This window comes from Flavobacterium sp. 90 (genome assembly GCF_004339525.1).
Taxonomy (GTDB): Bacteria; Bacteroidota; Bacteroidia; order Flavobacteriales; family Flavobacteriaceae; genus Flavobacterium.
Genome location: NZ_SMGE01000001.1, coordinates 5394975 through 5410595 on the forward strand (window position 1 = coordinate 5394975; position 15621 = coordinate 5410595).

Here is a 15621-nt window from a genome sequence, read left to right on the forward strand (position 1 = left end):
GGCGTGTTTTGGGCTTTTCTGACCTGCAATCTTTGTTCTTGTGGGCGTAAAGGCGTAAATTTGCCAATCATAAATACTTGATTTTTAATATGACTTCTAAACTTAAAAATATAAAAGTTGTTGTAACGGACTTAGACGGAACTTTACTCAACCCACAGCATAAAATATCAGATTATACTAAATCTATTTTTCAGGAATTACACAATCAAAATTATCTCATAGTTGTTGCCACAGGACGTCATCATCTTGATGCAATGGCAATTATTGAAAAACTTGAAATTCCGGTTTTTTTAGTGAGTTCAAACGGAGCAAGGATTCATTCGCCTGAAAAGAAAGAGCTTTTTGCATTTAACTTAGAAAGTGATGTTGTAAAAGCAGCTTTGAATGTTGAAATTGATCCTGAAATTACAGTAGTTTTATTCAAAGAAAATGTTTGGCAAACCAATAGAATAAGCGAAAGATTAAATGCTTTTCAAGAAGAACTGAGATATGTTCCCGAATTGGTTGACTATAAAACTCTAGAAGATTTTAGCGCTATCAAAATTTTCTTTTCTCATGATAATCACGAAAAGTTGGTTGTTTTAAAAGATGCTATTATGGCAAATTCTTCTCAGGATTTACATCACGCTTTTAGTTTACCAACGTGTTTGGAGTTTATGGATAAGTCTGTAGATAAAGCAGTTGCAATTCAGAAAGTTCTGGAACAAGAAGGATTTTCATTAGAAGAAGCGATCTCGTTTGGAGACGGTTTCAACGATGTTCAAATGCTGTCTTCAACAGGAAAAGGATTAATTATGGGAAATGCTCCGGCTTTGCTAAAAGAGACTTTGCCAAATCTGGAAGTAATTAAAACAAATGCCGAAGATGGCGTAGCAAGATATATAGCTTCAAAAATTTTAGATAAAGAGTTTGCAATAGGTTAATATTGAATGTTTTATCTTTAGTTTTATGGTTAATTGCAAATAAAATCTTATTTTTATAAGAGCTAATTCGTTAAGAATTAGCTCTTTTTTTTTAACCTTAATCTATTTAGCAATGAAAGAATTTCTACGTCAAGTTGAACGAAACTGTATTTCGGGAGCATTAGTTTTATTACCACTTCTTGTTTTTTTTGTATTGTTAGAAAAAGTCTGGAAATTTTTCCAGAATTACGGTGAAAAATTTGCACATTTTCTGCGTCTGGATCTTATATTAGGTAAATATGCAACAGACATTGCGGGTGGCGTTATTTTAATACTTTTAGTTTATTTTAGTGGTTATTTAATGCGTTTGTCATTATTAAGAAGATTCACAAAATGGGTCGATGATAAGTTGATGATATTTTTGCCGGGTTACGAGAAAAATAAAAAAGAAGCTGAAGCGAAACTTAATAAAAGAAAAGGAAAACCAAGCACGGATTTGCCTATTTTATTGAAAAATGGAGAATTTTGGCAACCCGCACATTTAATTGAAGAAGACGAAAAAGGAAACGCAGTTGTTTTTCTTCCCAATGCGCCAGCTAAAGATCAAGGACAAATTTTAATTGTGAAAAAAAGCGATTTTAAGAAACTCTCAGAAACTACACTTGGAAATCTTGACAATTCAATAAAATCTTTTGGAAAAGGAATTTTAAGCTTTAAATAATTCTTTGATTTTTTCTAAATATAAAGTTCAAAAGAATGTTTGAATAGGTAAAAACACTTTTTTTAATAGTTTTCAAAGTGTATTTTTGTTTTCTTAAAAGAAAAAAACCATGACAAAAAACATTTTTATTCTTGCCTTTTTGATCTTTTCAATATCGGGTAAAAGCCAAGTTTTGAAACTTGAAGAAATAATGAAAGGCGAATCTTTTATTGGAAATCAACCGACAAACGGGCGCTGGTCTTTAGATGGGAAAAAAGTGTATTTTGAATGGAATCCGAATAATGAATTAGGCGAAAGCACTTATTCCTGGCAAAAAGGAGCTGCAAAACCTGTTTTGGCAGAACCAAAAGAAGCCGCTTTTTCTAAACTTGATTTTAAAAGCAAACCAAATTCGGATATTGTTTATTATGTTGATAATGGTGGCTTATATTCCTATACAATTAGCACAAAAACAATCAAGAAAATCATTCAGCAAAGTAGCGAAATTTCAAATTTGGAATTAGGCGCAACAGCAGGAATTGTTTTTTTCGAACAAAATGGTAATATCTTTAAGTACAATGCCAAAGAAGGAACAGTTTTGCAAATTACAAACCTTACTAAAGGAGTAAAAAATGAGAAATCTACAGATAAAGATTCTTTTTTAGTGACTCAGCAAAAAGAACTGTTTCAGTTTATTAGAGATAAAGAGGCAAAAAAACAATGGAATCTTGCTAAAAGCAAAGCGGTTAAATCTGATTTTGCAAAAGAATATTTCTATGGAAAAGATAATATTTATAATCTAAAGGCAAATCCAAATGGAAATTTTGCCACATTTAGTTTAGTCGAAGAAGCAGATATCAAACAAGAAAAAATGGAAGTTTTTATAACAGATGATGGTTATAATCAAACGCCGGATACTAAAGAGAAAGTTTCTACAGCAAATTTGGTAAAAACGAAATTCGGAATTTATTCTGTAGCAAAAGATACTGTTTATTATGTGAATTTTTCGGCTTTAAGCCATATTCAGGATACTCCAAAGTATTATGAATCTTATGATAATTTAAAAACTAAAACCAAAGAAGATAAACTAATTACAACTCTTGCTCCGGTTTATAACGAAAACGGAACGCTGGCAATTGTAGATATTAGAAGTCAGGACAATAAAGACAGATGGTTGGTGAGTTTAAATCTTGAAAACGGAACTTTTAAAGAAATTGAACATCAACATGATGAAGCCTGGATTGGCGGTCCCGGCATTCCATCGTATTCTTTTGAATCCGGGATTCTTGGTTTCTTGGCAGATAATGAAACGATTTATTTCCAATCTGAGGCTACAGGATATTCACACTTATATACTTATAATATAAAGTCAAGCAAAAAAACGCAATTGACGACAGGAAATTGGGAAGTTCGTGATGTAGTATTATCTAAAGATAAAAAGACATTTTATTTAACTACGAATACTACAAATCCGGGAAATAGAAATTTTTATAAATTACCAGCTATTGGCGGAGTTTTAGAACCAATTTTGACTAAAGACGGGGCGCATGAAGTAGTGGTTTCACCAGATGAAAAATCACTTTTAGTACGTTATTCGTATAAAAATATTCCATGGGATTTTTATATTGCAGAGAATAAAAAGAATGCAACATTACTACAAATCTCGTCTTCGATTTCTGAAAGTTTCAAACAATACAAATGGAGAGAACCGGAAGTAATTACATTTAAAGCACAAGACGGAACTCCAGTAAATGCTAGATTATATTTGCCAAAAACAGAAAATGCGAATAAAGCTGCTATTATTTTTGTTCACGGTGCAGGTTATTTACAAAATGCACATAATTATTGGAGCTATTATTACAGAGAATATATGTTTCATAATTTGTTGACTGATTTAGGTTATACAGTTTTGGATATTGATTATAGAGGAAGTGACGGTTACGGACGTGATTTTAGAACTGGAATCTACCGTTTTATGGGAGGAAAAGATTTATCTGATCAACTTGATGGAAAAAAATATCTTGTAGAAAAATACGGAATAGACGCTAACAGAGTTGGTATTTATGGCGGATCTTATGGAGGATTCATTACTTTGATGGGAATGTTAACCACGCCTGGCGAATTTAAATCCGGAGCTGCATTGCGTTCTGTTACGGATTGGGCACATTACAATCACGGATATACAGGAAATATTTTGAATTTCCCTGAAACAGATCCCGAAGCTTACAAGAAAAGTTCACCGATTTATTTTGCAGATAATTTAAAAGGAAATCTGGTTATGTTACACGGAATGGTTGATGATAATGTGGAATATAAAGATGTGGTTCGTTTATCACAACGTTTTATAGAGTTGCAAAAGAAGAATTGGACTCTCGCTACTTTTCCGGTAGAATCACACACATTTAAAGAAACATACTCGTGGATTGATGAATACAGCAGAATTCTGAATTTATTTAATTCAACGCTTCTTGAGAAATAGGTGTTCAGTCTCAGTCTCAGTTTTCAGTTTTGCAGTTGTCGAAAAAAGCTTTGGCAAAGTTAGCGCAAATTGGGACTGCGACTGAAAACTGATAACCGCGACTAAAAACTGAATACTTTCTTGCTTGCTCTTTTAATTAGTTTTAAATTTGCAATCATAAAAAAACAACACAACTAAGGATAATGAGCAATACAATTACAACAACAAATTTTAATTTCCCAAATCAAAAATCAGTTTACCGCGGAAAAGTTAGAGAAGTTTACAATATTAATGATGAACTTTTGGTAATGGTTGCAACGGATAGACTTTCGGCTTTTGATGTGGTTTTGCCAAAGGGAATTCCGTACAAAGGACAAATTTTGAATCAGATTGCAACAAAATTCATGGAGTTAACTCAGGATATTGTTCCAAATTGGTTAATTGCAACACCAGATCCAAACGTAGCAGTTGGGCATTTATGCGATCCTTTTAAAGTAGAAATGGTTATTCGTGGTTATGTTTCAGGTCATGCTGCGCGCGAATATGCTGCCGGAAAAAGACTGATTTGTGGTGTTACAATGGCAGAAGGTTTAAAGGAAAACGATAAATTTCCTGAACCAATTATTACTCCAACTACAAAAGCAGATAACGGTTCTCATGATGAAGATATTTCTCGTGAAGATATTTTATCTAAAGGAATTGTTTCTGAAGAAGATTATTTAGTTTTAGAAAAATATACACGTGCTTTATTTCAAAGAGGAACTGAAATCGCTGCAAGTCGCGGTTTGATTTTGGTAGATACAAAATATGAATTTGGAAAAACTAAAGATGGAGTTATTGTTTTAATTGACGAAATTCATACACCGGATTCTTCTCGTTATTTTTATGCTGACGGTTATCAGGAAAGACAAGAAAAAGGGGAGGAGCAAAAGCAACTTTCAAAAGAATTTGTACGTCGTTGGTTAATTGAAAATGGTTTTCAAGGACAAGACGGACAACAAATTCCGGATATGACAGATGCTTATATTGAATCAGTTTCTGAAAGATATATCGAATTATATGAAAATATTCTTGGAGAGAAATTCGTAAAAGCTGATATCGCTAATATCGATCAGCGTATTGAGAAAAACGTAGTAGAATATCTTGCTTCTAAATAGTAATTTTTGGGTTTAAAGGAATCATTTAAACCATGAATATTCTAAAAAATAAAAATGCCTTGTCTTTATATCTATAATGACAAGGCATTTTCTTTTTGTGCAAATTGATACTATTAAATTTTATAAGGATTCTTATACTTTGTTTGAAAATGATTAAAGAATGTTAACGTTTAAAAAAAAGTCTAAAATAAAGACTTTTGCAGAAATAAAAAGAAGTGCAATCCAGGTTTTAACTGAGTTGCACTTTTTTATTTGTTTTTTTTTCATTTAAGTGCAACGTTTTGGGTCGTTTATACGTCTATTATAGTAAGTAGTAGAGAATTCTAAAAAATAGTATATACATTAATTTAATTTTTACACAAATCATCAATCATTTAATCATCAATCATCATGAAAAAATCAATCATTATTTTGGGTATAGCTCTGGCTATATCAACAAATGTATCAGAAGCTTCTAATTTGAAGTTATCTGCAAAAAATCAAATTAATTCTTTTGCTTATGTAGCATCACCATTGCATTACGCAGTATGTGACGGAGATATTGAAAGCGTTAAAAAATGTATTAAATACGGAGCCGATGTAAATAAGCTGTCCAGAGACATGTCGCCTTTAATGCTGGCAGCACGTTTTAATAAATTTGAGATCATTAAAATTCTGCTTGCAAGCGGAGCTAATCCTGCCAAAGAGAATGAAAAAGGTTTTATAGCATTAAATTACGCAGAGTACTCAAAAGCAAATGAATCTATTGCTATTTTGAAAAATCTAAAATAAAGTATAACAAAAAAGCATCATTAGAATTAATGATGCTTTTTTGCTTAATTAGATGTATTGATTAATTACTTCTCCATTTTTTCTTTTAAATTTTCAAGACCTTTATCCAGATCTTTTCCAATCATCTTGTCCATATTCATCAATGGCATCATTACATTCATCGGATAAGGAAAAACGCCGTTGATTCCCCATTTAACTTTGGTTTGATTTGCGGCAACTGCATCTGTAGACATAAAACCTACCGCAGTATCATTCATTGGTTCTTTGAAGCGTAAAGCAAAGTCTATACGTTTTCCTTCAGTAATTTTTGTGATTTCCTGTTCGCCAACACCAACTTCTTTTACTTTACTTTCCCAAGAAGATATAGAACCGACAGTTCCATCTGTTCCTGAGTAAGTTACTTTCATTTTTGGATCAATATTGGCCCAAACGCTAAACTGATTTTGGTTTTTTAAATATTTCACATATTTAAAAACACTATCGGCAGGTTTGTCGATTACAATCTCTCTTTGTATCGCATAATCTTTTGGCATAAAATAAGCCGCAATTAAAACGATCAATACAATTAAAATCAACACTACCAAAATTCTTTTAATAATTATCATTTTCTCTAGTTTAAAGGTTAAAAATTAGGTTCTGTTCTGGTTAAACATTCTTTTTTGCTTTCATTTTAGAGTAAAGTTAAAAAACTAAAGTCTTGAATTTGTTGAGTTTAAATTTTTTTGATGAATTTTTTTATATTTTTTTCGATTTTACTGTAACATTTCGATAGTTGTGGCGTCTATTAGTAAAGCAAGTTGAAATTTTGGAAACGTTAAGTTTTAAAATGTAACCCATTTATTAACTGAATGTTAAGAATTAGTTAAAACACGGTACCTTGCAATACATAATACATAAAATAGAGTACATTTACATAGAAATTAAAAATCATCATTATCAATCAATTAATAATCAATCAACATGAAAAAATCAGTAATTATTTTAGGAGTAGCTTTAATAGCATTTGCAAATGTTTCAATGGCTTCAAATCACACAACACCATCTGTAAAAAACGGAGTTGAATTTAGAACTTATTATGTATCTCCATTAAACGTTGCGGTTAGCAAAGGAGATCTTGAAATCGTGAAAAAATTTATCGAATATGGTGCTGATGTAAATCAGTTCTCAGATGATATGTCTCCATTAATGGTGGCTGCACGATACAATAAAGTAGAAATTTTAAAAGTACTAATAGCAAGTGGCGCTCGTACAAGCGACAAAAACGAGAAAGGATATACTGCATTAAAATATGCACAATTATCTAATGCAACAGATGCAATTGCATTTTTAAAAGATTTAAAATAAAAAATAAACGTTTTTGGACTAAAAGTTTAAAAGAGTTTTGAGTTAGTAATTGAAACGACCTTCCTTGAGCAGAAGGTCGTTTTTATTTTATATAAGTTGGTGGAAACTATTTTTAACACATAGAGATATAGCTTTTGAAAACTAAAAAAGTAAGCGTTTCACTTTTTTAAAATTCACATAGCACACTATGTGTTAGAAACTGGTTTCTTTTGATCCCCTTTTATTGCATGAAGAAAAACTATGTTTCTATGTGTTAAATGTTTTTTTGAGTCTAAAATAAAGCAACGAGGTAATTATACTGAATCAATACAAAAACCTGTGGATTAATAAAAATTAAGGATGAATTTAACCGCAAAGCACGCAAAGATTTTTTGCCTGGGATTACGCATATTAAACGCAAAAGTTCGCAAAGCTTTATCAATATAGCTTTGCGAACTTTACGTTTTTATAAAACCTTGTAAATAAAAAATCTTTGCGTGCTTTGCGGTAAAATACGCAAGGCAAGATTAACGGTAAAGCTTTGCCAACTTTGTATTTTTATAAAATCCGATATGTATAAAAAAACTTTGCTTCCGATAGCTATTGGGATTGTGGTTAAAACAAGTAGTCAATACAAAATATTTTAAATTTCTCCACACGTTTTAGTGTTGATCCATTATACTTAACACTTAATGGATAAATTTAGATATAAATAATCAACTGTGAAAAAGCTTAAAAATTGCTTTTCTGAATTTGTTTATCCTGAATTTTAGAGAATAAAATAAGCCCAACAATTGCTCCAATCGTAGCAAACAACATATCAGATTGTGTATCCCAAACATATCCCTGAGTTCCTAAAAATGCATCACCGCCTTCGCCAGTTGCGAGCGAAACAAACCATTCTATAAATTCGTACGCAGCACTAATAGCCAAACAAATAGAAACTATAATAAAGTTGAAGAAACTTTTATTATTAATTACTTCTTTGCGAATAAAAAGTTCTCTGACAATCATAGCAGGAACTAATCCTTGTGCAAAATGCCCCACTTTATCATAATTGTTTCTGCTTTGATGAAAAATCTCCTTTATATAATCAAAAAAAGGAACTTCGGCATACGTATAATGTCCACCGATGAAGAGAATAATACAATGTATTAATATCAAAGTGTACGTAAAATTTGTAAAGCGGAATTTCTTGAAGGTAAAAGCCAAAATTAAGAAACCAATAATTGCAGGAATAATTTCGAGAAAACAAGTAAATCCTTCTTTCGGATTTATAACAGAAGCTACTAAAGAAATTGTAAAAATGGCGAGTAGAGAATAGATGTATTTCATAAATCAGATTTTACTTATAGCATGCAAGATATCAAACTTAGAAGTAATGAAATCAAAAAAGCACCATTAAAATAATGATGCTTTCTCTTTTAACCGAATCAAATTAATTTTAACCAATTAATACTCTTCAATATTTTACTCAATTTTGATATGTTTTTTACGATTGAATACCCAAAACAGAATTGGGAATACTAATAGCGTCAGAATCGTTGCTGTAACTAAACCACCTATAATAACAATTGCTAATGGTTTTTGTGATTCAGAACCGATTCCTGTAGAGATCGCCGCCGGCATTAAACCTATAGAAGCCATCAATGCAGTCATTACTACAGCTCTTGTTCTTGCTTTTACACCCATAAAAATGGATTCTTCGAGTGTGAATTTTGCTTTGAGATTATGATGGAATTCAGATATTAGAATAACTCCGTTTTGAATACAAATTCCAAGTAAGGCGATAAATCCAACACCTGCCGAGATTCCAAAATTCATTCCTGTAATATGCAAAGCGATGATTCCTCCAATTACAGCAAAAGGAACATTGGCAAGAACTAACAGAGAATCTTTAATATTTCCGAATAAAATAAACAACAGAACAAATATCCCGATTAAACTTATCGGAACCACTTGCGCTAAACGAGCACTGGCACGAACCTGATTTTCAAATTCTCCTGTCCAACCAGTTGTGTAACCTGTAGGCATTTTTAATTCCGATACTTTTTTCTGAGCTTCGGCAATAGTACTTCCTAAATCTCGATCACGAACAGAGAATTTTACACCAATAAAACGTTTTGTATTATCTCTGTAAATAAAAGCAGGACCAGTAACAGTTTTAATATCACAAATTTCTTTAAGCGGAATTTTAACACCACTTATTGTCGGAACTTTTAATTCGGCGAGATCGAATTCGTCTTTACGGTATTCTTTTAAGAAACGAACTCGCACATCAAATTTTTTCTCATCTTCATATTTCTGAGTGGCTGTTTTTCCTCCAAAAGCCAATTCCAGAACTGCTTGAGCATCACTTAAAGTAACTCCGTAAGCAGCCATTTTTTCTCTGTCCAAAACCACACTGATTTCTGGCTGACCAACATTTCTAAGAATTCCGGCATCTTTTATTCCAGGAATATCTTTGATTTTTGCCAAAACTTCATTCGATAATTCATCTAGTTTATCAAGATCATCTCCATATATTTTTACTGCATTCGAAGCTTTAAAACCAGCCACAGATTCAGCAACGTTATCAATAACCGGTTGCGAATAATTATAAGTAATTCCCTGATGAACTTTAAGTTTTTGATCCATTTCATTGATCAATTCGTCCATATTAATTTTTCGTTTCCATTCTGATTTAGGTTTTAAATCTACCTGAAGCTGAATAAAACCAAAACCATTTGGATCTGTTCCGTCATTACTTCTTCCGGTTTGAGATAAAACATTTTTTACTTCGGGAAAACTTTCAAGATCTTTCCTAATCATTGACGCGGTTTGTACACTTTCAGGTAATGAAGTGCTCATTGGTAATTCGGCAGTTACCCATAATGCACCTTCATTTAATTGTGGTAAAAACTCAGTTCCCAGAAAAGTTGCCGAGAAGAAAACCACTGCCAGTAAAGATACAGAAGCAATAAGTGTTTTTACTTTATGTTTAAAAGTCCACGCAAAACCTTTACCAACTATTCTGTCCCAAAAATTAACAAAAGGATTATTTTTCTCTTTTACATTTTTATTTAGAAGAATATGTGACAGAACTGGAACTAATGTTAAAGTAAAAAGTAAAGCTCCCATTAAGGCAAAACCTAAAGTGTAGGCAAGAGGCGAGAACATTTTTCCTTCTACTTTCTGGAAGGAGAATATTGGTAATAACGCCGTAATAATTATAAGTTTAGAAAAGAAGATGGCTTTACCCATTTCAGTTCCGGTTTTCTTAATCAGACTACCTTTTGCGATTTTATTATATTTTGCCATTCCAAGCTGATGCGCTCGATGATCGAGTACAACAAACAAACCTTCAACCATTACGACGGCTCCATCAATGATAATCCCAAAATCGACAGCACCTAAACTGAGCAGATTTGCGCTCATTCCCATCATTTTCAAACATAAAAATGCAAATAATAACGATAACGGAATAACGATAGAAACGGTGAATGTTGTTCTCCAATCGGCCATGAAAAGGAATACGACACAAGTAACCAGAATAATTCCTTCGAATAAATTATGCATTACCGTTTCGGTCGTGAAATTCATTAGATTATCACGATCGTAGAAAGTTTCAATTTTTATGTCTTTTGGAAGTACGTTTTCATTTAAATCCTTTATTTTATCTTTAATTAAAGCAAGTGTTTCCTGAGCATTTTCGCCTTTTCGCATTACAACGATTCCTTCGACAGCATCATCATTTTTGCCTATTCCGGTTTGACCAACTCTTGGCATTGAACTTTCATAAACTGAAGCAACATTTTTTACCAGAATTGGATTTCCGTGTGCATCATCAACAATTATATTTTCGATATCCGGAATTGATTTCAAAAGTCCGACACCACGAACCACGAATGCTTGTCCATTTTTTTCGATTACATCTCCACCAACATTTAAGTTTCCGGCATTTACCGCATTGTAAACTTGTAACGGCGTAATATTATATTTAGCCAGTTTTATAGGATCAACACCAACTTCATAAGTTTTAACCTGACCTCCAAAAACATTCAAATCGGCAACACCGGGAACTGAACGCAATTGTTTGTCGATAATCCAGTTTTGATACGTTAATAACTCTCGACTGTCTCTGCTATCACTTTTTACAATATATCTAAAGATTTCTCCCGTTGGTCCATAAGGCGGCTGAACATCCGGTTCAACATCATCCGGAAGGGAAACGTTTTTTAATAAATTATTTACCTGCTGACGCGCAAAAGTATCATCGACACCATCATCAAAAATAATCTTGATTACAGATAAACCAAACATAGTTATACTACGAACACTGGTCTTTTTTTGTACCGAATTCATTGAGATTTCAATAGGTGAGGTAACAAAACGCTCGACTTCTTCAGCACTTTTACCATTCCATTGCGTAATGATGATGATTTGTGTGTTGGTTACATCCGGAAAAGCGTCAATAGGCATGTTTTTGAAAGAAATAAATCCGGCAACAGCCAATATTCCCACCCAAAAAAATGTAAATGCTTTGTTCTTAAGTGAAAAAGCAATAATATTTCGTATGAATTTGTTCATTTTAAAAAGTATTTTTAATGATGAATTTTTATTTTTTTAATTATGATAGTGGTATTCTTATTATAAATATTCTGATTGCAATTCAAGATCAGAATTCAGTATGAAAACGTATTGCAAAAAAACTAACAGGACCTCTGTCTTTATTATAAGCAGGATTCATGGCAAATTGATAATCGGGCGAAAGCCAAATATGTGTGTTAGGAACTAAAAAAGAATAATATACTTCGGCGATTTGTTCGATTCCATAATTCAAAGTTCCGTCACCAATCATAAAACCATTTCCTCCAAGTTTTTGATATTCTTCATGCGGATTCGATAATCCATTTGCGACAATTGCAATACCTCCAAAATCGTCCGGACGGTTCCACATTTTACCTTTTAAACTAATCCCTAATTGCGCAGATCGGTCAATTTCGGTAAAAGCCCAGGTTTCATTTTTACCATCATTATAACTAATTCTTGAAAAAAGCCCCCAATTGTCACCATGTGTGTAATCCATATTCAAGCCAACCCCATATTTAGTACGTCCGTTTTGTCTTGTACTTTTTATGTCCGGAATTGTTGTGAAATTTGAATTTGCTTCATCATAATTTCCCATTTCGGCTACATTTCTAAATCCTAATAATTTAATATTACCGGAATCATTATTTTTGAAAACTATTTTCTTTTCAATTTCTACGTTTATAGCATTCGAATCTTTAAAACTAAACTCGACATTTGGACCATTAGCATAAGTTGGTAACGCACTTAATGAAGCTCTTATTTGCCACGTATCAAATTGATAATTAGCATATAATCCATCTGTATATCCTCGAGTATTTGCTGCATAATCCCAAGCTCCGTAAGTCATTAAAGACCAGTTTAGAAATTGCGTCCTGGGATCATGTGAGTATTCACTACTATCGAAATAATCAGATAATCCAAATTTTCCGAAAACCAATTGTAACGATTTATTATGACCAAGCTTGAATTTTTGCTCCAAAAGCATTCTTGCAACATAAACTACAGGTTTAGTATCTCCAATTCTAAAAGTTTCTCCGTTAGGAAAACCTCCTAAACCTCTGGCTTGCGACAAACCTTCGCCACCTGACATTTCGGGATTAAAAGTTGCAGTTGCACCTTTCCAAAGCGGAACATCAAGATATAAAGTAGAAGTTAATGATAAAGCACTTTCTTCTTTGGGATTCATACTATTAGTTCCGGAATAATTGGCGCTAAAACCCGGATGATATTGATAAATAGAAGTCATTTGAAATTTCAGACTATATTTTCGTATCGAATCTGTTTCTTGTGAAAATGATAACGTTGAGAAAAATAACGTTGCAAAACTCAATATGCTTACAGACTTTTCCATCTTGCTAGTCGTTTAAAGCGCGATAAATAAACAGTTGATTATTTGTAATTACTTTTTCATTCTCCTTTAAACCATTCGAAATATAGGTTGTATCTCCAACAACTCTGTAAACATCTACTTGTCTGGTTTCTATGTTATGGCGATCTTTAAAAACCATTACGAAATTTTTGCTTTTATCAAAAACAATAGCTTTACTTGGAATCGCAATCATCGATTTATCTTCATTAAATGATAATTTGATGCTTGCATTCATATCAGGTTTCAGCATATAACCAGGGTTTTGCAATTTAATTCGTGCTTGCATTGCTTTAGTTTCCGGATCAATTACGTTGAAGATTTTATCAACTTTTCCTTTAAAAACTTTATCAGGATAACTTAAAGTAGTTACATCAGCATCAATTCCCAGTTTCACTTTGTTGATGTCCATTTCGTTAATATTTGCCATTGCCCAAACTTCACTAATTTCGGCAATATCAAAAATGTTTTCAGAACGATCGCTTCGCAAAAGCATATCCTGATTGATACTTTTTTGAATGATAAAACCACTTATTGGCGCTGTAACTTCGTAGATAGAACCCGCTTTAATGTTGTAAATCTTATAAGTTTCCTGAATTTTATTCAATTGCGATTGCGCTTTATTTACTTCTGATTTTGCCTGAAGAACATCACTTTCAGAATTTAATTTTCCGTCAAATAATTCCTGAGCAACTTTCAAACTGTTTTTGGCAACCAATAAATCACTTTTGGCATCAATAGCTTGTTTTTCAAAATCAGCAATATCAGTACTTCTAATTGTCGCAAGAACTTGCCCTTTATTGACATAATCTCCAAGTTCTACATTTACCTTTATAACGCTTCCTCCAACAAGTGGATAAACGTCAATGGCTTTATTATTATCGGCAGTAATTTTTCCATAAAAACTCAACTGGTTTTTTACAGGCTGATTTTGAGCTTCTGCCATTGTTGTCGTTTTTAGCATTGCATCGCTTAAAGCAAAAGAGGCATTTGTATCTGGATTTTCAACTTCTTTTTTGCAGCTTGCAATTGACAGACTTACGATTGCAATTGCTATGATTAGTTTATGTTTCATCTTTATTTGGTTTTAAAATAAGTCTTTGTTGATTGTACTGTTTAATTCTTCGCCTGAAAGCACTACTTTTTTCTTTAATTCATTTACCTGAATTGAAGCTTGATTGTAGCTTTCCATAAAATCGGTAAACTCTAGCAAACTAACATTTCGTTTCTGAAAATTATTTAGCATTCCATTATAAACCGCTTCAAAATCAGAATTAACAGTTGGCTTTATAACGGCGTAGTTTTTTCGGGATTCATCCCATTTATTCCATGCCGAAGTAATTTCAGTTTGCAATTGCAGGTCAAAATTTTGTTTGTCAATTTTAGATTGTTCCAGAATTGTTTGAGCATATTTAATGTTTCCTTTGTTTTTATTCCAAAGCGGCAACGGAATTGCAAGTGTCAAATTTGCTTCTTTATTAAAAGCACCGCTGCGTTGATCGTAGTTTGCTCCAACAGTAATATCCGGTATCGAAAGTGATTTTTGCCATTTTACATTTAATGTATTAGCATCAATTTCTTTTTGTTTAGCCAAATAATCCGGACGATTAGCGATAGCATCACTTTCAAAAGACTTTAAATCAAAAGCGATAGTTTTTAAATATTTATTAAATTCACCATCAGAAACAATTGGAACTACAGTTTCGGTTTCATTTAATAGTAGTTTTAAATTTGCTTGTTCTTCAATATTATCATTGACAACTTCCATGCGTTCGTTTTTAAAATTTAGATACAAAGACTGTAAACGAACCAAATCTTTTAGCGCAATATTTCCTTTTTGAACCTGAACAGAGTAGGAGTTGATCAAATCCTCGATGTGAGCAATCTGTTTATCTGTCGTTTCAAGATTTTTTGCATTGTAATACACAGTGTAAAAACTTTTACGAAGTTGCAATTTTAAAGTCCTCAGTAAATCATTAAACTGCAATTCAGCCAATTGTTCATTGGTTTGAGCCAATTTAACTTCGTTGCGTTTTTTTCCGCCTAAGTAGATTAACTGCTCAATTGCAAATGCTTTTTGACCGTCTTTTCCGATATCAAAAAATTGATCTCTTTCAGGATTGTAGGCATTTAATTCTGCACTGATTGTGGGGTTGTCCCAAATACGGGCTTGAATGGTTAGTGCTTTTGATGCATCAATGTTATACTGTGACGCTAACAAAAAAAGATTCTTTTTAAGAAACTGGCTCTCACAATCCTGAAGTGTGACTGTTTTTTGAGCTGTAATCGCTTGATTGAATAATACAAGCAATAGTAATGCACATAGTTTTCTCATTGTATCAAATTTATTTTATACAAATATTCTATCAGCA

12 protein-coding genes are annotated in these 15621 nt (G+C 32.5%); 6 read left to right on the forward strand and 6 right to left on the reverse strand.

Annotated features, from left to right (window positions below; all coding sequences use genetic code 11):
- Positions 1-89 precede the first annotated feature (89 nt).
- The 5 genes from C8C83_RS21800 (at position 90) to C8C83_RS21820 (ending at position 5988) form a co-directional block, all read left to right on the forward strand.
- The gene (locus C8C83_RS21800) at positions 90-923 is read left to right on the forward strand and encodes a Cof-type HAD-IIB family hydrolase (RefSeq protein ID WP_121330666.1); all 834 of its coding nucleotides are present in this window, start codon (positions 90-92) and stop codon (positions 921-923) included.
- Between the two features lie 112 nt (positions 924-1035).
- Positions 1036-1623, forward strand: a complete 588-nt coding sequence (locus C8C83_RS21805) for a hypothetical protein (protein WP_132011906.1) — start codon at positions 1036-1038, stop codon at positions 1621-1623.
- Positions 1624-1732: 109 nt separating this feature from the next.
- Positions 1733-4081 carry a prolyl oligopeptidase family serine peptidase gene (locus C8C83_RS21810; RefSeq protein WP_121330668.1) on the forward strand — a complete coding sequence of 783 codons (2349 nt, stop codon included), beginning with the start codon at positions 1733-1735 and terminating at the stop codon, positions 4079-4081.
- A gap of 182 nt (positions 4082-4263) precedes the next feature.
- Positions 4264-5217: a phosphoribosylaminoimidazolesuccinocarboxamide synthase gene (locus C8C83_RS21815; protein WP_121330669.1), complete on the forward strand. Its 954-nt coding sequence runs from the start codon at positions 4264-4266 to the stop codon at positions 5215-5217.
- Between the two features lie 390 nt (positions 5218-5607).
- Positions 5608-5988: an ankyrin repeat domain-containing protein gene (locus C8C83_RS21820; RefSeq protein ID WP_121330670.1), complete on the forward strand. Its 381-nt coding sequence runs from the start codon at positions 5608-5610 to the stop codon at positions 5986-5988.
- A 65-nt stretch (positions 5989-6053) separates the two neighbouring features.
- Here the strand turns inward: C8C83_RS21820 and C8C83_RS21825 are convergent, their stop codons facing one another.
- The gene (locus C8C83_RS21825; RefSeq protein ID WP_121330671.1) at positions 6054-6593 is read right to left on the reverse strand and encodes an SRPBCC family protein; all 540 of its coding nucleotides are present in this window, start codon (positions 6591-6593) and stop codon (positions 6054-6056) included.
- A 355-nt stretch (positions 6594-6948) separates the two neighbouring features.
- Between C8C83_RS21825 and C8C83_RS21830 the strand changes: the two genes are divergently transcribed.
- Complete coding sequence (locus C8C83_RS21830) at positions 6949-7332, forward strand: ankyrin repeat domain-containing protein (protein ID WP_121330672.1); 384 nt, start codon at positions 6949-6951, stop codon at positions 7330-7332.
- 711 nt (positions 7333-8043) lie between these two features.
- Here the strand turns inward: C8C83_RS21830 and C8C83_RS21835 are convergent.
- From C8C83_RS21835 to C8C83_RS21855, 5 genes are all read right to left on the reverse strand, one after another.
- Complete coding sequence (locus C8C83_RS21835; RefSeq protein WP_121330673.1) at positions 8044-8646, reverse strand: DUF2238 domain-containing protein; 603 nt, start codon at positions 8644-8646, stop codon at positions 8044-8046.
- 135 nt (positions 8647-8781) lie between these two features.
- Complete coding sequence (locus C8C83_RS21840) at positions 8782-11880, reverse strand: CusA/CzcA family heavy metal efflux RND transporter (protein WP_121330674.1); 3099 nt, start codon at positions 11878-11880, stop codon at positions 8782-8784.
- A gap of 88 nt (positions 11881-11968) precedes the next feature.
- Positions 11969-13234, reverse strand: a complete 1266-nt coding sequence (locus C8C83_RS21845) for a carbohydrate porin (RefSeq protein WP_121330675.1) — start codon at positions 13232-13234, stop codon at positions 11969-11971.
- Positions 13235-13238: 4 nt separating this feature from the next.
- On the reverse strand, positions 13239-14324 hold the full coding sequence (locus tag C8C83_RS21850; RefSeq protein WP_121330676.1) for an efflux RND transporter periplasmic adaptor subunit: 1086 nt from the start codon (positions 14322-14324) through the stop codon (positions 13239-13241).
- 12 nt (positions 14325-14336) lie between these two features.
- Positions 14337-15584: a TolC family protein gene (locus C8C83_RS21855; protein ID WP_121330677.1), complete on the reverse strand. Its 1248-nt coding sequence runs from the start codon at positions 15582-15584 to the stop codon at positions 14337-14339.
- Positions 15585-15621 lie beyond the last annotated feature (37 nt).

Excerpts from the sequence above, each read along its gene's own strand:
- C8C83_RS21835 (WP_121330673.1), bottom strand. The coding sequence starts at position 8,646 with ATGAAATACATCTATTCTCTACTCGCCATTTTTACAATTTCTTTAGTA.
- C8C83_RS21830 (WP_121330672.1), top strand. The coding sequence starts at position 6,949 with ATGAAAAAATCAGTAATTATTTTAGGAGTAGCTTTAATAGCATTTGCA.
- C8C83_RS21810 (WP_121330668.1), top strand. The coding sequence starts at position 1,733 with ATGACAAAAAACATTTTTATTCTTGCCTTTTTGATCTTTTCAATATCG.
- C8C83_RS21820 (WP_121330670.1), top strand. The coding sequence starts at position 5,608 with ATGAAAAAATCAATCATTATTTTGGGTATAGCTCTGGCTATATCAACA.
- C8C83_RS21815 (WP_121330669.1), top strand. The coding sequence starts at position 4,264 with ATGAGCAATACAATTACAACAACAAATTTTAATTTCCCAAATCAAAAA.
- C8C83_RS21805 (WP_132011906.1), top strand. The coding sequence starts at position 1,036 with ATGAAAGAATTTCTACGTCAAGTTGAACGAAACTGTATTTCGGGAGCA.
- C8C83_RS21855 (WP_121330677.1), bottom strand. The coding sequence starts at position 15,584 with ATGAGAAAACTATGTGCATTACTATTGCTTGTATTATTCAATCAAGCG.
- C8C83_RS21825 (WP_121330671.1), bottom strand. The coding sequence starts at position 6,593 with ATGATAATTATTAAAAGAATTTTGGTAGTGTTGATTTTAATTGTATTG.
- C8C83_RS21850 (WP_121330676.1), bottom strand. The coding sequence starts at position 14,324 with ATGAAACATAAACTAATCATAGCAATTGCAATCGTAAGTCTGTCAATT.
- C8C83_RS21840 (WP_121330674.1), bottom strand. The coding sequence starts at position 11,880 with ATGAACAAATTCATACGAAATATTATTGCTTTTTCACTTAAGAACAAA.
- C8C83_RS21800 (WP_121330666.1), top strand. The coding sequence starts at position 90 with ATGACTTCTAAACTTAAAAATATAAAAGTTGTTGTAACGGACTTAGAC.
- C8C83_RS21845 (WP_121330675.1), bottom strand. The coding sequence starts at position 13,234 with ATGGAAAAGTCTGTAAGCATATTGAGTTTTGCAACGTTATTTTTCTCA.